The sequence below is a fragment of the Shewanella sp. DNRA4 genome (genome assembly GCF_012843185.1).
Classification (GTDB): Bacteria; Pseudomonadota; Gammaproteobacteria; order Enterobacterales; family Shewanellaceae; genus Shewanella; species Shewanella xiamenensis.
Genome location: NZ_JABAIP010000016.1, coordinates 1 through 24,042, shown reverse-complemented (window position 1 = coordinate 24,042; position 24,042 = coordinate 1). Strand labels below are relative to the sequence as shown.

At 46.7% G+C, this 24,042-nt stretch carries 15 protein-coding genes and 1 pseudogene; 11 read left to right on the top strand and 5 right to left on the bottom strand.

Annotated features, from left to right (window positions below; genetic code table 11):
* The first annotated feature begins 53 nt into the window (after nt 1-53).
* A complete protein-coding gene (locus HG547_RS17035) occupies nt 54-1,055 on the top strand; it encodes a family 43 glycosylhydrolase (RefSeq protein ID WP_169548502.1) in 1,002 nt (333 codons plus the stop codon).
* 265 nt (nt 1,056-1,320) lie between these two features.
* Complete coding sequence (locus HG547_RS17030; protein ID WP_169548501.1) at nt 1,321-1,911, top strand: DUF4303 domain-containing protein; 591 nt, start codon at nt 1,321-1,323, stop codon at nt 1,909-1,911.
* Nucleotides 1,912-2,192: 281 nt separating this feature from the next.
* Here HG547_RS17030 and HG547_RS17025 read toward each other — a convergent pair whose 3' ends face one another.
* Together HG547_RS17025 and HG547_RS17020 are read right to left on the bottom strand one after the other, a co-directional pair.
* Nucleotides 2,193-2,813, bottom strand: coding sequence for a glycoside hydrolase family 127 protein (locus HG547_RS17025; protein ID WP_248278760.1), 621 nt, complete (start codon nt 2,811-2,813; stop codon nt 2,193-2,195).
* A gap of 93 nt (nt 2,814-2,906) precedes the next feature.
* On the bottom strand, nt 2,907-4,313 hold the full coding sequence (locus tag HG547_RS17020; RefSeq protein WP_169548500.1) for an MFS transporter: 1,407 nt from the start codon (nt 4,311-4,313) through the stop codon (nt 2,907-2,909).
* A 206-nt stretch (nt 4,314-4,519) separates the two neighbouring features.
* On the opposite strand from HG547_RS17020, the gene HG547_RS17015 reads away from it, so the two are divergent.
* On the top strand, nt 4,520-5,599 hold the full coding sequence (locus tag HG547_RS17015) for an arabinan endo-1,5-alpha-L-arabinosidase (RefSeq protein WP_169548499.1): 1,080 nt from the start codon (nt 4,520-4,522) through the stop codon (nt 5,597-5,599).
* A gap of 2 nt (nt 5,600-5,601) precedes the next feature.
* Entirely contained in the window at nt 5,602-7,506 is a 1,905-nt protein-coding gene (locus tag HG547_RS17010) for a family 43 glycosylhydrolase (protein ID WP_169548498.1), read from the top strand.
* Nucleotides 7,507-7,934: 428 nt separating this feature from the next.
* On the opposite strand, the gene HG547_RS17005 is transcribed toward HG547_RS17010, so the two are convergent.
* Together HG547_RS17005 and HG547_RS17000 are read right to left on the bottom strand one after the other, a co-directional pair.
* Nucleotides 7,935-8,690, bottom strand: coding sequence for a sulfite exporter TauE/SafE family protein (locus HG547_RS17005; protein ID WP_169548497.1), 756 nt, complete (start codon nt 8,688-8,690; stop codon nt 7,935-7,937).
* A 173-nt stretch (nt 8,691-8,863) separates the two neighbouring features.
* Nucleotides 8,864-11,701, bottom strand: a complete 2,838-nt coding sequence (locus HG547_RS17000; RefSeq protein ID WP_144374652.1) for a TonB-dependent receptor — start codon at nt 11,699-11,701, stop codon at nt 8,864-8,866.
* A gap of 573 nt (nt 11,702-12,274) precedes the next feature.
* Between HG547_RS17000 and HG547_RS16995 the strand changes: the two genes are divergently transcribed.
* From HG547_RS16995 to HG547_RS16965, 7 genes and pseudogenes are all read left to right on the top strand, one after another.
* Nucleotides 12,275-15,640 carry a LamG-like jellyroll fold domain-containing protein gene (locus tag HG547_RS16995; protein WP_169548496.1) on the top strand — a complete coding sequence of 1,122 codons (3,366 nt, stop codon included), beginning with the start codon at nt 12,275-12,277 and terminating at the stop codon, nt 15,638-15,640.
* 479 nt (nt 15,641-16,119) lie between these two features.
* On the top strand, nt 16,120-17,016 hold the full coding sequence (locus HG547_RS16990; RefSeq protein WP_169548495.1) for an SMP-30/gluconolactonase/LRE family protein: 897 nt from the start codon (nt 16,120-16,122) through the stop codon (nt 17,014-17,016).
* 529 nt (nt 17,017-17,545) lie between these two features.
* On the top strand, nt 17,546-20,563 hold the full coding sequence (gene fdnG / locus HG547_RS16985) for a formate dehydrogenase-N subunit alpha (protein WP_211164706.1): 3,018 nt from the start codon (nt 17,546-17,548) through the stop codon (nt 20,561-20,563).
* A 2-nt stretch (nt 20,564-20,565) separates the two neighbouring features.
* Nucleotides 20,566-21,468 (top strand): formate dehydrogenase subunit beta, encoded by a 903-nt coding sequence (fdxH, locus tag HG547_RS16980; RefSeq protein WP_169548493.1) that lies wholly within the window; start codon nt 20,566-20,568, stop codon nt 21,466-21,468.
* The gene (locus tag HG547_RS16975) at nt 21,465-22,088 is read left to right on the top strand and encodes a formate dehydrogenase subunit gamma (protein WP_023265795.1); all 624 of its coding nucleotides are present in this window, start codon (nt 21,465-21,467) and stop codon (nt 22,086-22,088) included. Before fdxH ends, HG547_RS16975 begins: the two co-directional genes overlap by 4 nt.
* 2 nt (nt 22,089-22,090) lie before the next feature.
* Nucleotides 22,091-22,990 carry a formate dehydrogenase accessory protein FdhE gene (fdhE, locus tag HG547_RS16970; protein WP_169548492.1) on the top strand — a complete coding sequence of 300 codons (900 nt, stop codon included), beginning with the start codon at nt 22,091-22,093 and terminating at the stop codon, nt 22,988-22,990.
* 108 nt (nt 22,991-23,098) lie between these two features.
* Nucleotides 23,099-23,660: pseudogene (locus HG547_RS16965) on the top strand (formate dehydrogenase accessory sulfurtransferase FdhD); the annotation flags it as partial.
* A gap of 176 nt (nt 23,661-23,836) precedes the next feature.
* Here HG547_RS16965 and HG547_RS20765 read toward each other — a convergent pair.
* Nucleotides 23,837-24,042: hypothetical protein (locus HG547_RS20765; RefSeq protein ID WP_211164701.1), on the bottom strand; the 206-nt coding region annotated here is incomplete at its 5' end.

Here is a 24,042-nt window from a genome sequence, read left to right as displayed (position 1 = left end):
TATTTAACAGATACGAACAGCACACTTAAGTAATCGAAATAGATAGGTTTTCCATGATAAGAGCAACAAACAGCCCCCTAGTCGAGCAGCGCGCCGATCCCTTTGTGTACCGACATAGCGACGGTTATTACTACTTTACGGGTTCTGTTCCGACCTACGATCGGATTGAACTGCGTAAATCCAAGACCTTAGACGGCTTGCAAGACGCCCAAACCTTCGATATCTGGTTTAAACACCAAAGCGGCCCGATGAGCCGCCACGTATGGGCGCCCGAGATCCATTATCTCGACGGCAAATGGTACATCTACTTTGCCGCCAGCGAAGAGGAAAATATTTGGGCCTTACGCCCCTATGTGCTTGAATGCCAAGGGCAAGATCCCTTGAATAATGAATGGATTGAACTTGGCATGATGCAGGCGGCCGATGGTGATAATAAGTCATTTATCGACTTTTCCTTAGATGCGACCATTTTTGAAAACAACGGTAAGCGTTACTTCTGCTGGGCGGAGAAAACCGGCGGTCAATTTGCGGCATCCAACCTGTATTTAGCGGAAATGGCATCGCCCATCAAGTTAAAGACGGCGCAATTTATGCTCACCACCCCAGATTACGATTGGGAACGAGTCGATTTTTGGGTTAATGAAGGGCCTGCAGTGCTTAAACATCAGGGGAAAATCTTCATTACTTTCTCGGCCAGCGCCACAGGTGCTTGTTATTGCATGGGTTATATGGAGGCCGATGAGCATGCTGATTTGCTCGATCGTAACTCATGGAAGAAAACCCGCCAGCCAGTGCTGTGCACTGATGTCGACAAGCAAATCTTCGGCCCTGGTCATAACAGTTTCACCGTGGCAGAAGATGGCATAACGCCCATCTGTGTTTACCATGCCCGTGATTATGAACATGCGGTGGGCGATCCTAGCGTGGTGCCAAAGACAGATACCCGTCCATTAGCCCAAATCATTAAAGATCCACTCTATGATCCCAATCGCCATGCGCGGACGTTAGCGGTGGCATTTGATGAGAGCGGGCGCCCCTTGTTCAACCTCTACTAATTCATTTACCACCACAAATGATGTGATACCCGCGGGGCATGCTTCAGCAGCCCCGCTTTTTTATGCCTGACTGAAGCGCGATTGTTTAGGCTCGCACGCAAAACAAGCTATTCCAATCGCTATTTCAATCACTTAACCGATTCAATCTTTGAAGCTAAAGATGTTATATTGCCGCCCGAGCATTCACATTGTGGGTAGGAGTCCTGCCTGAATGTGGGAGTGAATTTCAGTGATGATGATTTTGCCAAGATCGAGGAGTAGGGATATGGCGATAAATAAGGACAAGCTTAGTGCGGATATTGAAGCTGGATTGGAAAACTTAGCTCAGGAACTCGCTCTGGCACTAGCAGAATATTACGATTGGTGGCTGTCACACTATCCGATGCAGACCCTCTACGGTTTTTGCCTATACAGCACGCCCTTAGTGGAATATCTAGGCGTTACGCTTTTCACTGAGGAAGGTTTGACTGCCGTCGCAGAGCAATATCAAAACGATCATCGTTTTCGACATAAATCCCTCGCAGAGCTTAAGCAAACGCTGCGTTGGTCGGCCTGCGACTCTCCACATCACGATGAAAATGAAGATATTTTTGAGGCAGTTAACGACAAACTGCAATTGCTGCAAGAGGACACTGAAGCGCTTGAGTCCGAAGAGGCATTTGATGCTTACCTCAAAGCCTTGTACGCCATATTAGTCAGGGCGCTCAATGAGGTTAAAGCTATGCGTCCGCTAAACCCGCAGGCAATATTGTTCTCCGTCTGGTTTGGCGATCAAAGCGATGCTGATATCGATTATTTTGTTCAAAGTTGCAACGATAAAGAGATGGTTGCTCATTTTTATCAGCAATTGCAGTGAATATTGCCTACAAAAATTTTCAACACAACTTGCTTATTTCGTCTATAACCGACGACATCCCACTCAATATTGACTGAAATATTGACTGAAATATTGACTGAAATATTGACGGATAGTGGCTGTTATTTACGGCGAGTCGCATAGGGCCACCAGCAAAGATTAGGTAGTGCCAAGTGTAGAAACTCTGGGTAAGGGGATAAAAACAAGGGAAAGCGTTTCACTTTCCCTTATCTGAATGAGTGCTTTAAGTCCGAGTGCCTACATGCGCTCGGGATGCTCGCTTACTGAGTCGAGCTTGGCTCACTTTTTAGTAGGCGCACCTCATATAAACCGCCAGCAATCGAGCCCGGTTTTGCCACAAATTTCACCCTGAAGGGTACAGTGCTATCCAAAAGCATATCGGCGGGAATAGGGTAGTCGACACTATAAAATGTTGGCCCCTTATCGGCAGGCAGAGTGACTTCGGCAAGGCGTTTATCGTTGATCAAAATGTCAAAACGTCGCCCTGCATCCAAACCAAAGTAAGTTAAGCGCAATATGGGTTGCGGTTCACCTTTGGCATCGAGTTGATAGCTAAACCAATCCTCGGCATGGCGCCAATGGCGATTACCATTAAGGCCCGCTTCACTCTTTGATGCCTTAAAGAAATGATCCGACTCAGGTTGCTGCTCACCGGGCTGCACACTATCTAAGGTTTGCGCCATCAGCTTGGCTTCCATCTGGGCTTTTTGAGCTAACTCTTGCTGTTTTTGTTGCCATTCATCGGGAGCGCTCTGGCCAAAATACAAGGTATAGCGGCTGTCATGCAGGCGAAAGAAGGGGATCAGCGTGATGGGGCTCGTTTGCTGGGACGAGAGAATATGGTTGTAGAGTGCACGTTCGTAGTAATCGATATAACGCAAATGTCATACGGTGTGATAAAAAAGCCCCTTGGTAGGGGCTTTGGCATATTTAAGCGAAATGGCCATAGTTGAATTAAATGGTCATTAAATGAATTACGCCGAGACTTGGCTCGTCACGGCCTTTGGATTGACCTCACGGCTGGCATCCGCTTGGCTGAAATTCGCCTGCTCAGGTAAAGCCTGTTTGATTTCTTCATACACGCGGTCCGAAATCTTATATTTGAACATCAGTAATCCCATCAGGGCGTGGAATGCGCCAGGGATCACCGTCAGCATTAATGAAATCCCCATCAGTGCAAATTCGCTTTGGGTTGCACCGGGTTGATAATTGAAATAGGCCAACAACATACCGACTACAAATCCCGCTGCGCCCATACCCGCTTTTTGGGCGAATGATATCCCGCCAAAGGCAAGGCCAGAGACCCTGTGGCCCGTTTTGACTGTGCCATAATCCACCGACTCGGAAATCACCGACCAGAAGATAGGCGCATGTAAATCCACCACAAATGAAATCGCAAAGTAAAGTACGAAGGCCAGCACTATGTCCCCCGGTTGCACGGCAAAGAACATTATGACGCTTAAGATCCCAACCGCGATTTGGCTGTAACGGAAGAGTTTAAGTTTGCAGTAACGCTTAGTGATCCAAGTTGAAGCGACCATGGCCAGAATCGCTGCGCCCACACCGGTCGACAGGAATGCCGAGAGCATTTTGGCATCGCCGCCCAAGTAGTAGGTGGCGTAGTAGGCTGCTACCGATCCGCGGATCACATAGCCAATGGTGCCAATCACACAAATCGCGGTTAACACTAACCATTGGTCGTTTTTGAGTAATAATCGCAACTGCATGGCAACAGGCTTAGTTTCAACCTTGTAGGCCACACGCTCTGTGGTAGTAAAAAAGCAGAATAAAAACAACAGTGTTGCCATTAATGCCATCAAACCCATGGCCTTTTGATAACCCGCGGCGATGTCTTCACCGCCCCAGGCTGAAGCTAACATAGGCACGATAATGGTTACTAAAAAGGCGGCAATTTTGGCGAAGAACAAACGATAACCGTTGGCGGATAAGCGCTCTTTTGGATTGTCGGTGATCACGCTGATAATCGAAATATACGGAATAGTCACAGTGGTAAAGATGATAGTGACCAGAATATAGGTCGAGTAGGCCCAGATAAGCTTGGCATTGTAATCCCAGTCTGGGGTCGAGAAGGTTAAGAAGACGGAAATACCAAAGGGAATCGCCATAAATAGGAAGTAGGGGCGATATCTTCCCCAACGGGTGGTCACTTTATCGTTAATAATGCCCATCAAGGGATCGGTAACGGCATCGATAAGACGGACCAGCAGGAACAGGATCCCGACATCGGCGGGCTTTAGCCCAAAAATATCGGTATAAAAGAAGGTAATAATTAACATCATTGACGACATCACCACGTTAACGGCCATGTCCCCGGAGCCGTAACCGATCTTTTCAATGACTGACAATTTTTGAGAACTCATCAGAAATCCTTATTATATTTATTATAAACAGTGAGTTATTGTGATACCTTGCGGTTTACTGCATCCGCAATGTTAACACATTTTTCTCCTGTTAATTTTTTTGCATTTGATTGTTGCTTCCTTGTCCTGATAGTATGATAACTTAATTCATCATACAATAGCATAATAACTATTTTGCAAAATGGATGGGGTTATAAGGAGAATTGATGCTAGCGATAACTGTCACATCGAAAAAAGTCACACCGAAAACAGCCCTAAAACGTCACCTTAAGATGTTCAATTGTGCGCTGCTAGGCATGTTGGCAACCCTAGGCCAAGTAAGTGCCAAGCAGGTGAGTATTCATGATCCTGTGATGGCGAAAGAGAACGGGCAGTACTATCTCTTTAGCACTGGCCCTGGCATTACCTATTATTCCTCAAAAGATAAAATCCATTGGACGCTGGCGGGTCGAGTATTTGAGACCGAACCTAGCTGGGCAAAGGACGTTGCGCCAGAGTTTAACGGCCATTTATGGGCACCGGATATTATCGAGCACAACGGTTTGTTCTATCTGTATTACTCGGTATCAGCCTTTGGTAAAAACACCTCGGCCATTGGTGTGACAGTCAATAAAACCCTCGACAAAAACTCAAAGGACTATCAGTGGGCAGATAAGGGGATCGTTATTCAATCAGTGCCAAATCGTGATGCATGGAACGCGATTGATCCCAATATTATTGTCGATGAAAAGGGCACGCCTTGGATGAGCTTTGGTTCCTTCTGGCAAGGGTTAAAACTGGTCAAACTCAACCCAGACTTTATTTCCATCGCCAAGCCTGAAGAATGGCACACGCTAGCCAAGTTAGAACGCCCGGCATTGCTTGGTGAAACTGAGCCGGGTCCTGCACAAATCGAAGCGCCTTTTATTTATAAAAAAGATGATTATTACTATCTTTTTGTTTCCTATGGCCTTTGCTGCCGTGGGGATGACAGCACCTATCACTTAGCCGTGGGCCGAGCCAAAACGGTGACGGGGCCTTACCTCGATAAAGAGGGCAAAGACATGGCACAGGGCGCTGGCTCAGTATTACTGAAAGGCACTAAGGACTGGCCTGGATTGGGCCATAACAGTGTTTATAACTTCGATGGTAAAGATTACTTAGTCTTTCATGCCTATGAATCCGCCGATAATGGCTTACAAAAACTCAAGATGGCTGAACTGAGCTGGCGCCAAGGTTGGCCCGTAGTCGATCCTAAGGTGCTCAATCAATACCAGAGCGTATTAGTTGCACCCGAAGGAAAATAATAATGACTCATTCTATCAATAAAGTAATGGTCGCCATCTCCCTTGCGATGGGACTTGGCTTCACCAGCTTGGGAGCGGTTGACCTACATGCAGCAGAGAGTGCGAGGGGCGCGGATGAAAACCGCATTACCGCAGCCACTTTCGCCAATCCGTTATTTCGCAACGGTGCCGATCCTTGGCTCGAATACCACAATGGTAACTATTATCTGACCACTACGACTTGGACCTCAGAGCTGGTGATGCGTAAATCGCCCACCATAGCTGGGCTTGCCGATGCGCCGGCCCACAATATTTGGAGCGGCACAGATAAATCCAACTGCTGTAACTTTTGGGCATTCGAATTCCACCCTCTACAAACTGCGCAGGGACTACGTTGGTATGTGATTTACACCTCGGGCGTGGCAGAAAACTTCGATGGCCAGCGTAACCATATTCTCGAGAGTGAAGGCAGTGACCCCATGGGACCATACAAGTTTAAGGGCACGCCAATGCCCGATCACTGGAATATCGACGGCAGCTATTTGGAGTATAAAGGCCAGTTATATTTCCTCTGGTCCGAATGGCACGGCCAAGATCAAGTGAACTTGATTGCCAAGATGAGTAACCCTTGGACCATCGAGGGCGAACATAAGGTGATTACCGCACCTATTCACGACTGGGAAAAATCAGGCTTAAACGTCAATGAAGGCCCAGAGATCATTCAGCACGAGGGCAGAACCTTTTTAGTTCACTCGGCAAGTTTTTGTAACACTGAGGATTATTCCTTAGCCGTGGTCGAACTCACCGGTGACAACCCTATGGATCCCGCCGCATGGACCAAGTACGACAAACCTTTCTTTAGCAAAGCCAATGGAGTCTATGGCCCCGGGCATCATGGTTTCTTCAAGTCACCCGATGGGAAAGAAGATTGGCTTATATACCATGGCAACTCCTCGGCTTCCGACGGCTGTAGTGGCACCCGTGCGGCACGTGCTCAACCCTTTATATGGGATAACAAAGGCTTGCCTAAATTTGGTGAACCGATGGCGGATAAAAAGCAATTGCCCGTCCCAAGTGGCGAGTTTGGTCCAATAACCACCCAAGTGGAAGGCGTAAAATACCGCATCGTGAGCCGTGAAATCGGTCAATGCCTCGTGACCAATGCCAAGGGCCAGGTCAGTATCGGTAAGTGCGACGATGACAACAGTCAATGGGTTATCGACCCGAGTAACGATGGCCTATATCGCTTTGCCAATGTGGGGCAGGGAACCTTTTTAACTCAGGCTCAGTGCCAAGATGAGTCTTCAACGGCACTGAATACGTCGCCTTGGGTCGCCTCCCGTTGTCAGCGTTGGTCGGTGGATTCGACTCGTGAAGGCTGGTTCCGCTTTGCCAACGATCGCTCCATCGGTAATTTACAGGCGAAAAATTGCAGTAAAAAGGCCGGTGCCGACGTGATTGCGGGGGAAAACCGTGTCAGTGAATGCACAGATTGGCGGATTGAGCCTGTGTCAACATTAGCCATAGTCAACGCCCACAGCGGCAGAGTGGTCAGCGCCGAACAATGTCAGTTCAAACCCAATGCCAATGTGGCTCAGTTTGAATACACCGGCAATGCCTGTCAGCAGTGGCAAGCAGTGCCGACGACGGACGGCTTTTATCGCCTGCAATCCATCCAACTTTCAAACAACAAGTCGCAACAATGCCTTGTGACCAACGAAGGTAATCTGGAGCTAGGGGCTTGTAATGCAATCGACAGTGAGTTCCGCAGCGAATTGATGCCCAATGGCTCATTAAGGCTGGTGTCCCGTAAGGGCGGTTCATCCATGAAAGTGGCCAATGGCTCCTATGCCAACGGCGATAACATAGTGGAAGACGTGTGGAAAAACACCATTTCACAACAGTTTTACTTTAGAGAGGTGAAATAATTCATCCCTTTGAAATAACTGAGCATCACCACGGCGGTGGTAATACCCAAACAACCTGAAGATGTAGGATTCAGCGGGAGTTTAACGCACTTTAGGCAAGGCGGTTATTTGAGAACCTAGTGAACTAAGTTAAAAATAACCAACACAGCATAAAGTACATTAAAGCCCGCCGAGACGGAGCGCCTAGGGCACTCTACTTCTGTGTTACATCAATTCAAAAGGTGGTCGATTTTTTCATTGATGCGCCTTGAATTGAAGCCCCCTAGGCGCTCTGAAACTCGTATCTTCAGGTAGCTTGGGTATAAACGCGTGCTTGTAATGTCGTTTAAGTTGAGGTCGCTTAACGGCATCTTGGTTGAGCCTTGTTTGCTCGGCACCAGAGCAGTAGTTGTGTATGCAATTACTGCTCTTTTTTATCCCGGCTCTTTTTATCCAGTCATGGCCTGCCATAACAGTCGTATAGCCAGTAGCGTGAGAATCAAATCAAAAGCTAAATTGAAATGTTTGTCCGTTACTCGAGTAAGCATCTTAAAGCCTAGCCATGTTCCAATACCGCCACTGATAATCATACAAACGAACAGTGGCCACCATGGGAGTATAGGGATATCGACCCCCTCAAAAACGATAATTTTCATCCCATGTTGTAAGGACATAATCATTGCAAAGGTGGCTACGGTACGAAATCGATCAATCTCTAACTGCTTGATAAACGCCGCAACCAAAGGGCCAGTTGCCCCAACGAATAATGAGATAAAGGTTGTTATCCCACTCGCAATTAACATGCCCATAGTACCCAGTACTACACGAGGTATTTTGGGGCCCCAACAGGAGTACAAAATAAATAGGGCAATGGTGAGATACATCACCGTAGGGGGGATCGCCACTAACACTAAGCTGCCCAGCGCGGCACCAACGAGCGCCCCCGGTAAGAATACCCTGATAATTCGCCATTGAATATGTTGCCATCCCAATAGGGCTCGTCCTAAGTTAGAGCCCAATTGCACTACGCCGTGTAGGGGAATAATCACTTGAGGCGGAAGCACTTGCGCCATCACGCCCAATAACATCACACCTCCGCCAATACCAAAACAGGCGGTAAAAAATGCAGTAAAGGCCGAGGCTAAGGTTAACAGCGTGAATATATCGATAGGGATCAGATTAAAATCGAACCAAGCGGTGTGCATAGCCAATATTCAAGGAAGAAAAGAAATATAAACTAGCAAAGCTTGGGCTCAGACAAAAGTAATTTGATGGATAAGCATTAGAAAGATCGAGTAAAAATCTTGCCATTTATCTGATATAAAAAGAAAAAGCTAATCACAGGATTAGCTTTTTCGGTTTAAACAACAGTGGTCAATTAGAAGGAGTAACGCGCACCGAGGGCAAACGTTCGGGTGTAGATACTATTCGTGCGGTTATAGAGTACTGAGTCCTCATAGTATTCTTGATAGATATCATCAAGAATATTTGTCGCATCGAAGGTTAGTACAAATTCATCTGTTACGTTATAGCTAAATTGGAAGTCAAGCGATTGCTCCGGCTTACGATAAATGCCACGAGGCATTGCGAAGCTACCTGCGTCATAAGCAGATAAGAATTTGTCACGCCAGGTGTAAGAGAGGCGAGCACTATAAACGTCTTTATCATAAATCAATACAGCACTCATTGAGGTATCTGATACACCAAATAAATCTCGTGTTGTAGTTGCAATTTGCTCACCACTTTCACTATCAAACTCTGGGATGTCTTGGCTAGAATCTAAGAAGGTTGCACTCACTTGAGTACCTAAACCATCTAGGTAACTAGGCATATTTTCAGGGAAATACACCGCACCAAGTTCATAACCACTTAGTTTTCCATTCGAAGAGTTTTCTGGTCGGCTTAAAAGATATTTTTTTGTTTCACCATCAACTTCACGAGTGATAGTCGATACTGAGTTAAATACAAAACCTTCAATATCACGACGGAAATAAGTACCGAAAATAGAAGATCCCTCACCAAAGTAATATTCCAATGAGAAATCATAGTTTTGTGAAGTAGTTGGTTCTAACTTAGAGTTACCACTTGAAGCTTGACCGAATCCAAGCTTTGTTAAGTCTTCTGTATAGGAAATCGCAGTGGTTAAATCACCAAAGGCGGGGCGACGAATCGTTTCAGTGTAGGCAAAACGTGCAACCAGTTCATCCGTTAACCAGAAGCGTACCATTAAGCTTGGTAATAACTCCGCACTTCCATTGGTATCGGTGTCATGCACGAGATAATATCGAATGTCATCAACGACATCCTCAGTAGCATATTTTTTGCGTTCCCAAAAATCCATATCCGCATCGGCTTTCTCGTAACGTAGGCCGATTTGACCATCGACTTGCTTACCCCATAACTCAGTTTCAAAATCACTTTGGATATACGCAGCGTATGATTTTTCAGTGATGTCATAGTTAGTATACATAGCAAGAGCTTGTTCATCTGCACCGTACATCGTTTCAATAGCAGAACGATTAGCATACAGATAGTTACCGTTAGCGATAGCCCAGCTAGTTGGTACATTTCCACGGCCATCAAAGAAGTCAGTAGTTACGGTAAACATGTTCGGGTCAAGATCACTAAATAGAACATTAGTGTTTAGTGAGCCTGCATCGTACAATCCGTGTTTTGCACCACGTTGCTCAGCACGTACACCAAACTTCATCTTAGTGAAGATACCGTAGTCGAGGTAATAGTCACCATCGAGTGTCCAAGTAACTGAATCCCCCTCGTCTTTGGCACCGCTATCGTATACGTTTGCAGTTTGCCACAAGGATAATTGCGTTAAATCAGATTCATTAATAGCAGTGTCAGGGTTATCTAAATAAACCCAGCTAGGGACACCACCACTTTTGTCGTTATAGTCAACATCAACGCCGTAGAAAGTTTGAGTACTATTCGCGCTTACACCACGCATCGCGAGAAATTGTGATTCATAGGTACTGGTTTGATAGACCACTTCAGACTTTAAGATCAAATTGTCAAAGTCCCACTTACCTCCTAAGGCAAATACGTAACTATCTGTTTCGTTGTGGCTATGATCTGAACTGCTAAAGCCGCCAACGTTATATGCAGTTCGCGATTTAACCACATTGGTACCATCATAAACTTCGATACCATCTTTGATCACTTGCTGCCAATTAGCCGAGGAATCAACATTGCTAAAGAGCATAGAGTTGAAGTTATCATTGCGATAACCGTTATAGAATGCTTCAAAAAGGTACTCGGAAGTGTCAGTTGGTGCCCATTGCAATGAGAAATTTAGTGCTGGACGCTCACGTTCACCGTTATTCATATTTTGAAACACAGCATCACGCATGAGCAGATATTCTTGACCGTTGATCAAGGCTCCTTCAGATGTATCAAGACCATGAGCTAAACCGCGGGTCCAATAAATATCAGGGATTTGTGTACCCGTTTCTGCGTAATAGGGCAAGGACGCACCAGGAGCGACAACTTGATCGTTGTAATTGGTACGAATATAAGAAACGTTAACTAATGCACCGACTTCACCGATGCTGGTATCCCAGCGGTCGCTAATTAAAGCACTGAAATTGGGATCGATAGTGTCAGGCTGATCAGAGTAAATCCCTTTGGCTGCTACCGAAATTTTTTCTTCTTGAAAATCAAAAGGTCTATGGGTACGAATGTCAATTTGGCCAGCGATACCACTGGCGACTTGAGAAGACGAACGTGTTTTAAAGACTTCAACACTGCCGAGTAATGCCGCTGGTACGTCTGCAATTGCCACTTCACGGCCTGCGGCGGTGAAGATTTGGCGGCCATTCACTGTGGTTGTCACATCCGTTAAACCCCGAATGCTTACAGTATTGGCTTCACCAGAGGCGCGGTCGGTGACTTGAACACCCGTTACCCGTTGTAAGGCTTCAACGACGTTATTATCTGGGAATTTGCCAATATCTTCGGCAATGATGGCATCAACAACTTGAATATTTTGACGTTTGAGTTCTACCGCCTTATTTAAACTACCGCGGATCCCCTGAACCTGAATGATCTCCATCTCTTCGTTATTTTGCGCTTTACCGCTAGAAGAGGGCTGTGCCGTTTCTTCCGCCTGAGGCGATTGAGTCGCTTCAACTTCTGCTGCATACGTCGCTTGACTAGCAAGAGCAAGCAGAATCGCACTTGCCAAATAAGTCTGTTTAAACATCTAGTTAATCTCCGGTAGTTTTATTATTTGACCCGGTAGCCTAAGACACCATCTGACGTCCCGGTCTTTTTTATTCCACTTCAGAGTCACGGACATCCCCACAGTGTCCCTGAAAATTTAGAATTTTGTAGCGTACTTTGCACCATGGCATCTGATGATGCTTCAAGTGCTCAATTAAGATCTCATCAAAGTGTTAAAATCATATTGTATGACTATTAACCTGTCAACATTGCTATTTCATTTTGATAATAAAGAGAGAGTGCATTTCTTAGAATGAATTATGGACAAGGAAAAAATTGAATTTTTAAAACAAAACAGAGAGATAGTTTACAGTTTGACGGTAGGTAAATTGGTGAGTATGCGGCAAAATCAATATAAATCGCATTGTATATTTAGCTTTAATGCCTCATTTTTTGCAAAAAATCATAAATCTCTTTCACAAGATATTTACTTCTTTCGTCAGAGTGCTAATGTAATTTTAGTGTTACAGTAGTATTGTATTACCAATATGTGATGCATTGATACACGATTAACCTCTAACTATCCAACACAACAATAAAAGGAACGACGCTCATGGTGCTTAAACGCTCATTCGTGTCAGCAAGCTTGATCATGGCACTTGCCGCCTGTGGTGGGGACGACAGCAGCTATAGTGCTAACGACACAAATACCTTTACACCTCCCGCTCCAGTGACTTCGGCGGATCCGACAATAGCAGGTGAGGTGAGCTATAAAAATGCAGTGGTCCATGATCCATCGATCATTAAAGATACTGATGGTACTTACTATGTTTTTGGCTCCCACCTAGCGGTGGCCAGCTCTACAGATTTAATGAACTGGACACAAATTGCCTCAGATGGTGCCGCCACGAGCAGCTTGTTTAATACCTATGTGTCAGAAATCGCTGAAGGCACGGCATGGACGGGCGGCTTTGTCGGTTCGTGGGCGCCGGATGTGATAAAGCTTGCTGACGGTAAGTACCATTTCTATTACGACTTCTGTGGCGGCCCCGATAAGATTGATTGTGTATCGCGCTCCTATTTGGGGATGGCGACTTCTGACAATATTCTCGGTCCCTATGTTAACCAAGGCTTGATCTTGAAGACTGGGCATATTGGGGCCGAAAACCCAGGCGCAAACGGTCAAATTTACGATGGCAATGTCGACCCTAATGCAATTGATCCAGCCGTGTTTTACGATAAAGATGGCGGCCTGTGGATGACCTATGGTTCCTATTCCGGCGGGATCTGGGTGATGCAGTTAGATCCAGCAACGGGTAAACCGCTCGCTGGACAAGGTTATGGTACTAAGATCATGGGGGGCAATTACAGCGCGATTGAAGGGTCTTATGTTATCTATAGCCCTGAATCCGAATACTATTATATGTTTACCTCCTTTGGTGGTTTCGCCCAAAAAGACGGTTACAACATCCGTATCTCTCGCTCTAAAAATCCTAACGGTCCCTATGTCGATGCAGCTGGTCTCGACATGATTGGCGCAACGGCCGCAGGTAATATCGCCGACTATGGCGTCAAACTGATGGGCGGTTTCCAATTTGTTAGTCGTCCTGGGGATGTGGGTCATGATCACGGTTATCTGTCACCTGGCCATAACTCTGCTTTTTATGATGCACAAACGGGCAAATACTTCTTGGTATTCCATACACGCTTCCCCGATACCGGTGAAGGTCACAGCGTGCGCGTGCATGAACTATTTCTCAACAGCGATGGTTGGTTAGTTGCCTCACCACAGCGTTATGCACCCATCAACGGCACTAACATTGTCGATGAAATCGATGTCACCGGTGATTATCAATTCATTAATCACGCAAAAGATATCAATAAGGCGGCGCATACCTCCCTCCACATTAAGTTATCCCGTACTTGGACCAATAAAGGTACTGTCTCTGGCGATGTGACTGGTAGTTACCAACAGGGCGATGACAACCAAATCACCTTAACGCTAGACAATTTAGGCACATTTGAAGGCGTACTCGCCTGGCAATGGGATCCTGAACAAAACAAACTTATGCCCACCTTTAGCGCCATTTCTAATGATGGGGCAAGTATTTGGGGCGTGAAGCTCACCAATAAAACCACTGAGGAAATTTTATCGGCATCGGCAAACGGCATTAGCCTGCCGACCGAAGTCACCGAAGGCACGCTCGCCTTACCGATACAAGGTACTCGTGGGGCAACTATCGAGTGGCATTCAAGCGACGAGTCAGTGATCCGTGCCGATGGCACCATTATCCGCCCCAACGTGGGCGAGGGCGATAAGGTCGTCACCCTAACCGCGACGATTATGGTCAATGGTAAGAAGGTGACTAAAACCTTCAAAATCACCGTATTTGCCCATAAAACCTATAACCGTATTGCCCAGTACAGCTTTGAGAATAACCTCAAGGATTCCTTAGGCTTATTTGGTGATGGCCAACCCACTGGCGATAGGATCTTCAAAGCGGGCGATGCCATTGGCTACGCTACAGGCTTTGAAGGACAAGCCCTGTCACTCGATGGTACCCACGGGGTGTTACTACCATCGGGCATTATCTCCAGCTACGAGTACACAGTGTCTTTCTGGGCAAGTCCTGCGGTTATTACAGGGTTTACCACGGCATTCTTCGGCGCAGTTAACGAGCAAACCGCTGAAGATGGTAGCAAGTTCTCCAATACTTGGGTCAGCATGCTGCCACAGGGCTGGGACGGTAATACCATGTTCTGGAGTCACAATATTGATACCAGCGGCAGTGCCGCAGTTGAAAGTTGGTTTGATGGTGTAACCGGTGAGCGCATCGCTGAAAACACGTGGTCGCATCTGGCGTTCTCCGTCAATAAAGGGCTAGTTAAAGTCTTTATCAACGGGGTTGAGCGCTTTAGCCGCGGTAACCTTGCGAACTACTTTACGGGTGCTCAGGGCGTTTTCGGTCTTGGCGTTAACTACTGGGATCTGCCATACAACGGCCTAATTGATGAACTAAAAGTTTATGAAGCGGCATTAACGGCTGAAGAAGTCAAAGCCCTCGATATCGACAAGTTAGCCGACAGTGAACTCTTGTCCTCAGCAACGGCCATTCTGGAGCTAGGCGACTTATCGGCGGTGCGTAAAAATATCGAACTGCCAGTAACGGGTCCTTATGCTGCGGCGATTTCTTGGGTATCTTCAGATCCAACGACTATTGATACCCATGGTAGCGTAACGCAACCTGCACGTGGTGAAGAAGACAAAGTGGTCACCTTAACGGCCACCTTAAAACTGGGTAATGCGACTCAAACCAAAGTCTTCACCGCAACCGTAAAAGCTAAGAATCCACCAACACCTGTAGCGGTTTACAGTTTCGAAGATAATCTTAACGACAGTACCGCTAACTTCGGTGCGGGCACTTTAGTGGGTAACCTGATTGGTGTCGAAGGCGGTAAAATCAGCTATATGGACGGCGCGGTAGGTAAGGCGGCGGTCTTTGATGGTGCCTCTGGTATTGTATTGCCGAATAACCTTATCAAAGACTACACCTACTCAGTGTCGATGTGGCTCAATCCTGAGCAGCTGAATAAGTACACTACAGCCTTGTTTGGTTATGCGACCGATTCTAGCTGGACCAGCGTCTTACCTGGCGGTCAAAATGATTATGAGCGCATGGTGTTATGGTCAGGCACAGCATGGTACGACGGTAGAACCGGTTTTGTGATGCCAAAATCCCAATGGACGCACCTTGCGTACACAGTGAATGGTGGCGATGTGAAGGTTTATATCAATGGTGAATTGAAGTTTACCGGCGCTAACTTCCCGAACATCTTCTCAGTACCGACCACTAAGTTTGCGGTCGGGGTCAACTTCTGGGATACGCCTTTCAAAGGGGCAATCGATGAAATCAAGTTCTATGACGAAGCGATTACTGAGCAAGATGTGGCTGATTTATTTGGCGAATCTAATCAATAACTGATCAGTTAAGCCAGATCGCTTGACGATCCCATTCAAAAGATCAAAATCCGATGACCACTCGTCATCGGATTTTTTTATGCAACTCACTACCGCGTTTGCACTGGCCGGAACCATTCCTAAAAGGATTGATAGTTTAATCGCAGAAACAGAGCAACATATACTACCGATACAACGAGAATTAAGGGTTTATCCTCGATGTGTCATAGCGAAACCAAGGAAATCCCCAGTCAAAAGAAAAGGCCAGTCAGCTCTTAACTGACAAGCACCACCCACAATGGTAATTTTTTAATTATTTAAATCAATATCTTAAGATACTTAAACCTTGGCCATTATGAAGGTCATTTATCGACTATTATCGCGATAAGCCGACAGCTAAAAGAACCACAAGCTATATTCACGTTTTACCCTTGCTTCATCCCATAAGTTGTTTAAGATTAAGCCTTTCTTGATTACAGAGTTTATTTCTGAGTAACACAATGCAAACGGTCACGGTTGGCGAGCTGTTGATGACGATCCCAGTAGGAAATCTCCTTGGAGAAGGCGTATTATGGGATGAATTACACCAATCCATTTGGTGGACTGACATTCTCTCCTCTGTGATTTATCGTTTTACTCTCGCCACCCGCACACTAGATACTTTCTCCATGCCGCACCGCGTCGGCTCCTTTGGCCTCACGGCAAAGCCTACAACACTGATCGTCGCATTCGATATCGGTATTGCATCCTATGATATTGCAGATCAAAGCCTGACATGGTTGGCGCAGCCAGAATCTCATTTTGCCGGCAATCGCTTTAATGATGGTCGCATCGATAGGCAAGGGCGTTTTTGGGCGGGCACTATGGTTGAGCGGCGCGATACTTTGCAACAAACGGCAGCCCTGTATTGTCTGGATGAGAATGGGCATTGCCACCAGCGCCTCTCAAATCTCGAAATCTCCAACGGCCTATGCTGGAGCGTGGATGGGCGAACGCTCTACCATGCTGATTCGCCAAAACACCAAATCTATCAATATGATTTTGATATTGAGCAGGGGCTATTGAGTCGTAAGCGCCTCTTTGCGAGCACGATCCATCACATTTTCCCTGATGGCGCCGATGTCGATGCGGCGGGTTATCTTTGGAATGCCCAGTGGGGCGGTGGCCAAGTGGTACGCTATCGTCCAGACGGTGAAGTCGATCTTATCCTCAAATTGCCCGTTACAAACCCAACCAGCATCGCCTTTGGCGGCGCAAAATTAGATTTACTTATCGTGACCAGTGCTAAACACTCACTTGACGCATCGCAATTAGCTCAAGAGCCGCAAGCGGGGGATGTGTTTATCTATCAATTACAGGGTATTTATGGCGTAACCGCCCCACGTTTTTGCGGTTAGATCTAAGTAAACATCAGCGTTTTTAGCGCAAATTTTGTTATCAAATCCACTCACCAATCCCTTAGACAAAAACGATTTACCGCGCTTTCAGGCAAAATCGCCGCTTATCGCCCCAATCATTTACCTTAAATTGTGATCTTGCTCAAAAAGCGGCTAATCGGTATTTTCACTCATAATTTGAGCAACTAACGCCATTTTTGTGACGCGCATCAACAATAAGATTTACGGCTATCAGAAATTGGTACAAAGTGGACAAAATGACTAATCAAAATGTCCATATCAATAAAAGCGTTAAGTTCTGAGAAATAACATTACTTAAAAATATTAATTCGACAATCATAATAAAACTTACATACATCAGAATATTATTCCATTGAAAGCTTAATGTGATTTCGATCACCTGTCAGAAATTGTCATTATTAGTCACTTTTTTATACTCGCACCTTGAGTAGGGTTAAGTTCTCTACTCAAGCATGCAGCGTATTCGCTGCAACTTGTGAGCACATAAAAGAGAGTGTGTGAAATGACAATGAATAGACGACAGTTTTTTAAACTCTGTGCTGTGGGAGCCGCGACTTCTGCTATTTCTGCACTGGGGTTGATGTCCGAAAAGGCATTTGCATCCGTCAGAGGTTTTAAATTGCTACGCGCAAAAGAGACGCGTAACAATTGTTGCTACTGCTCTGTGGGTTGTGGTTTGTTGATGTACAGCCAGAGCAGTAATGGGAAAAATGCGGAGCAGAGCATTTTTCATATCGAGGGCGATGCCGATAATCCAATTAACCGTGGAGCTCTGTGTCCTAAGGGCGCTGGCTTGGTTGACTATGTGAATAGCCCGCACCGTTTAAAATATCCTGAAGTGCGTTTACCTGGTTCGGATAAATGGCAGCGCATTAGCTGGGATGAAGCCTTTAAGCGTATCGCAAGACTTATCAAAGACGAGCGTGATGCCAATCTGATTGAAAAAAATGCCCAGGGTCAAACCGTTAACCGCTTAGTCAGTCTAGGCATGATGACTTCATCGGCCCAAGCAAACGAAGGCTGCTACATTACCCATAAATTTGGCCGTGCCATTGGCATGTTAGGCATAGATAACATCGCCCGCGTTTGTCACGCTCCGACACCTGCTGCGATGGCGCCTACCTTTGGCCGCGGCGCTATGACTAACCACTGGGCAGATATGAAAAATACCGATCTGGCCATTGTGATGGGCGGTAACGCTGCCGAAGCGCATCCCGTCGGTTTTGGTTGGGTGACAGAAGCGATGGAGCACAACAATGCCAAGTTGATTGTGGTCGATCCGCGCTTTAACCGCAGTGCTGCCGTCGCCGATTTATATGCGCCTATTCGTTCGGGCACCGATATTGCCTTCCTACTCGGCATGATCCGCTACCTGCTCGAAACCCAGCAAATCAACCTAAACTATGTCAAAGCCTATACCAATGCCTCGTTTATCGTGCGGGAAGACTTTGAATTTAATGAAGGTTTATTCAGTGGCTACGATGAAGCTAACCATAAATACGACCAATCTACTTGGTTCTATGAGTTAGATGAAGAGGGCTACGCTAAGGTCGACCCTAGCTTAAGTCATCCTCGTTGCGTGATTAACCTGCTGAAAAAACACGTTGATCGCTACGATCCCGACACAGTTTCCAGTATCACTGGGACGCCTAAAGAAACCTATCTTGAAGTGTGTCAGCAAATTGGGGCAACCCATGTTGACCATAAAGCCGCAACCTTCCTGTATGCACTAGGTTGGACACAGCACAGCGTCGGCGCGCAAAACATCCGCACCATGGCGATGATCCAATTGCTGCTTGGCAATATGGGGATCATGGGCGGCGGCGTGAATGCGCTGCGTGGTCACTCAAACGTTCAAGGCGCAACGGACTTAGGGTTATTGTGCCAAGCCTTACCGGGTTACCTTAAATTACCTCAAGATAAAGATGTTGATTTACAAAACTATTTAGCCCATTACACCCCAAAAGCCTTAAGACCAAACCAAACCAACTATTGGCACAATTACCCAGCTTTTACCGTGTCGTTGTTAAAAGCCTTCTTCGGTGAACATGCGACGGCAGAGAATGATTATGGCTATGACTGGCTGCCAAAGTGGGACCAACAGTACGATATCAACAAGCAAATCGACATGATGGTTCACGGTGAGGTCAATGGCTACTTTATCCAAGGCATCAATGCGCTTAACTCTCAGCCCGATAAGCAAAAAGTGTCTAAGGGCTTATCGAATCTGAAGTTCTTAGTCGTGCTGGATGCACTTGCAAACGAAACCTCCACTTTCTGGCGCAATGCAGGTCAGTTTAACGATGTGGATACCGCCAGTATTCAAACTGAAGTCTTCCGCTTACCCACGACCTGTTTTGCTGAGGAAAGTGGTTCAATTGCCAACTCAAGCCGCTGGTTACAATGGCACTTTAAGGGCGCAAATCCACCCGGCGAAGCCTTGTCTGATCCTGAAATTCTTTCTGGCATCATGCTGGAATTAAAACGTTTATACCGTGAAGAGGGTGGTCGTTTACCTGCGCCAATTGAAGCCATTAAATGGGACTATGCGGTCGAACATGAACCTAGTTCAGAGGAAATCGCGCGGGAGATGAATGGTTATGATCTCACGACCGGTAAGTTACTCAATGGTTTCTCCGAGTTAAAAGCCGATGGATCAACCTCATGTGGTGTTTGGGTTTACTCAGGCATGTGGACCGAAGCGGGCAACTTGATGGCGCGTCGCGATAATAGCGATCCATCAGGCAAAGGCATTACCCCAAATTGGTCATTCGCTTGGCCAGCAAACCGGCGCATCTTGTACAACCGCGCCTCCTGCGACGTGCAAGGTAAGCCGCGCGATCCAAGCCGTGTACTGCTCGAGTATAAAGACAACAAGTGGCAGGGCATTGATGTGCCAGACTTTAATGCCAAATTGAATGCCGAAGAATCAGCCCATCCTTTCATCATGCAAGCCGATGGCGTTGGCCACTTATTTGCGCTGCGTGACTTAAAAGATGGCCCATTCCCAGAGCATTACGAGCCGTTCGAATCACCACTGGCGAGTAATCCGCTGCACCCTAAGGTCACCAATAACCCAGTGGCGCGGATGTTCAAAGGCTTACGTGAAAGCTTTGGTACCAATGAAGAATTCCCCTATGTTGGCACTACTTACTCAATGACGGAGCACTTCAACAACTGGACCACACATTGCCACCTTGCTGCGATTACCCAGCCACAACACTTTATCGAAATCGATGAAACCTTGGCGGCGGAAAAGGGTATCAATAACGGTGATTGGGTCAAAGTGAGCTCTAAGCGCTCGCATATTGTGACTAAGGCCTATGTCACTAAACGGCTCCAACCCATGATGGTTCAGGGCAAAAAAGTCCATACCATTGGTATTCCACGCCATGGCAGCTACGAGGCCTTGACGCAGAAGAGTTATATCGTTAACGAACTGACTTCATCTGTGGGCGATGCCAATACCCAAACCCCTGAATATAAAGCATTCCTTGTGAATATTGCCAAAGCGGAGAGCTTCTAATTATGGCTTCTCAAGATATTATCCGCATCTCAGGCACCACGGACATCACCCCAGCGTCTCAAGCACGCATTGGAGCGGTCCAGCAGGTGACTAAGCTGTTTGATGCGACGAAATGTACCGGCTGTAAGGCCTGTCAGGTTGCCTGCTCCGAATGGAATGACCTTCGTGAAGATGTCGGTACTTTCCAAGGCAGTTACCAGAACCCGATGACACTGTCACCGGAAAGCTGGAACATAATGCAGTATCACGAAGTGATGGATAACAATAAGTTGCGTTGGCAATTTACCCACACTGCCTGTATGCACTGCGCCGATCCAGCCTGTTTAAAAGCCTGTTCAACCAGCGGCGCGATTGTACAACATGCCAATGGCACAGTGGATTTTGACTCGAACAAATGTATTGGCTGCGGCTATTGCGCCAGTGCCTGTCCTTTCAATGTGCCTAAGATCAGCGCCAAAGATAACAAAGCGTATAAGTGCACCCTGTGCTCCGATAGGCTCGCCGTTGGCCTAGAGCCTTCCTGCGTTAAAACCTGCACCGTGGGAGCACTGCGTTTTGGTACCCGCGAAGACATGTTGTTCTATGCCGAAAAACGCGTCGAGCAGTTAAAGGAGCGTGGTTTCAGCAAGGCGGGACTTTATAACCCCGAAGGTGTTGGCGGAACGCATATGATGAAGATCCTCCACGACATCACGCAACCCGAAACCTATGGTATGCCAAAGGATCCGCAAATCCCCGCCGCCACCGAATGGCGTCAAGATTGGCTCAAACCTTTGGGCACCGCAGGCTTGCTCGCAACGGCGGCCTTCGCCCTGATGCACCGCATTGCGGTAGGGCGCAACATCGTCGAGGAAGATCAGCCCGGTTACATTGATGCCGGTGTCAAAGAGGAGGAAAAGCAATGAGTCATAAAGAGATGATAGTGCGCCATAAGCTCGTTGATCGTCTATGTCACTGGACCATAGTCTTTGTGGGCTTAGTGACCTTTCTAACGGGATTCTCGTTTTTTTATCCTTCGTTCCAGTGGCTGAGTGGCATTGTTGGCACCCCACAACTGGCAAAAGTGATGCATCCATTCTTCGGGATCGCCATGTGTTTGCTGCTGGCGGTGATGCTGATCCGCTATTACCAGCACAATAAGTGGAATAAGTACGATTTGCCCTGGATGAAAGCCGTGGTGTGGGTGTTACTGCAAAAAGAAGAGAACATTCCGCCCGTGGGCCATTACAACCCAGGTCAGAAAATGTTATTCCGCGCCTTTGTGGTTTTTGTACTGGCGTTTCTGATCAGCGGCATCATGATGTGGCAACCTTACTTTGCCCCCATGTTCTCGGCAGAAGCCGTCAATTGGGCCACCTTAGTCCACTCGGCCTGCGGCATATTAATGCTGTTATCCCTAGTGGTACACGTATGGATGGCCTGCTGGATTGAAGGCTCGATCACAGGGATGCTTTACGGCAAAGTCTCGAAGGCTTGGGCCCGTAAGCACCACCCAGCCATGTTAGAAGAACACGAGGAAAAATAGCGATGAAGATGGCCAGCGATATCCCGTTAAGTTTTGTTGATAAATCCCCCTTTGCATTAAAACCGCTAAAAGCGGCAAATCCTGAGAAAATTTACCAACATAGAGCACGTCGTTTAGCCCAATTAGCGCAGGATTCTCCGCTGGCGGATTATCTCAAGCTCTGCCAAATCCTAGTGTCGACGCAGCAAAAACTTGCGGCAACGGATATGGGCACAGCACCAATGATTGACGCTGAGGTGCCATATCCGTTGTCCCTAAGCCAAACTCAAACGGCTCAGGATTGGTTAAAAGCATTGCAAGCATTGCTAACAGAATTGGTATCTCAAGTGCCCGCGCATTTAGTACCTGTTCTCCAGGAGTTACAGCAGCAGTCGCCAACTCAATTGCTAGAGTGGGGCACTCAACTGAGGCAAGGGGAGTTTAGTGCCGTGCCTGCACAGTTCAGCCTATTTATTTGGGCGGGTTTGTCCTTGTATTGGTCACACTGGGCACCCATGGTGATTGCGCGTATGGATACCAATAGGGTTAAGCAGTCCAGTTTATGCCCTGTATGCGGCAGTCATCCCGTCGCCAGCATGATTGTCGATGAGCCGCGGGAAGGGCTGCGCTATCTACATTGCAGTCTCTGTGAAAGCGAGTGGCACTATGTGCGAGCCCATTGTACCTGCTGCGAACAATCCCGTGAGATGTCTATTTGGTCGTTTGACGATCATAAGGCTGCCGTACGGATTGAGAGCTGCGAGGCGTGTAAAGGATATACTAAGATGTTGTTTATCGACCATTTGCCATTGTTAGATGCGGCAGCGGATGATATCGCATCGATGGGATTGGATGCCGAGCTCAATACAAAGGGCTATGGTGCGACAACTGTCAATCCGCTATTGCTGGCCCATGAAGCTTAGAAAACGTAGTTAACAGGAGATGCGTTGATGGTTGCTGATAATTCTTTCCCTAATTCAGTTGTTACAGCCGATGTGACTCGATTTAGCACGGCAGGGAATGTTGAACAAACTGAATTACTCGCCAATGAGGTAAGAGTGGCGTTGGTGTATAACGGATTGGCGCACACAGTCATGATGGCAAGCCCACAGGACTTGGAAGTGTTTGCGATAGGTTTTACGCTTTCGGAAAGAATTGTCTCAACCATTAATGATATAAAAGATGTGGAACTTGAATATGTTTCTAATGGCGTGATCATTAAGATAGAGATTAATCAACGCTGTTTCAATGAGTTAAAGGAGCATCGCCGTAGCATGGCGGGACGTACTGGCTGTGGTATCTGTGGTGTTGCACAGCTTAAAGATGCTGTAAAACCCGTTCAAGTCGTCGGATCAGATATCCGATTCAACATTGCCCATCTCGACCCGATTTTAGTCCGAGTCAAACAACTACAACAGACTTTTGCTTTTTCTGTTTGCTATGTCAGCCGTGACAGCGTTGGCTACTGAGATTGCGGAGCAAAGCAATGTGACTTTAGTAGGTTTCTGCCGTGATGGTCGAGCAAATATTTATAATCATGGCTATCGACTTCAAGGAAGCCAACTGTCACAACCAGCCGTGGTCGGGCTTTAAGATTTGACCGTAGGCAAATGAAGAGATTGATTGGCAAAATCAAAAGTCAATCCAAGTAATAATAAACACCAACATCAGGATATAAAACGCGATGCTATGTGAATTATTTAGCACTATGTGGAGTAATCTCTGCAAACATTCACGTAGCAACGCGATTAAGCAATAGCATTTCTTCCTTAAACCACTAAATCCTCAATCAAGCAGAACCAGCAGAAGTGAAAGTACTTTAACGTAAATCCATAGAGAATTGTTTCTTTCCTCAACATATCATTTAACATAATATACATTGTACGCAGTTTTGTGTGGGAGGGATTTGGGGTGCCGATAACGTCACTTATCGGCATTGGCGCGTCATTTCTCCTGCGCTCAGGCTTCGCTCGTC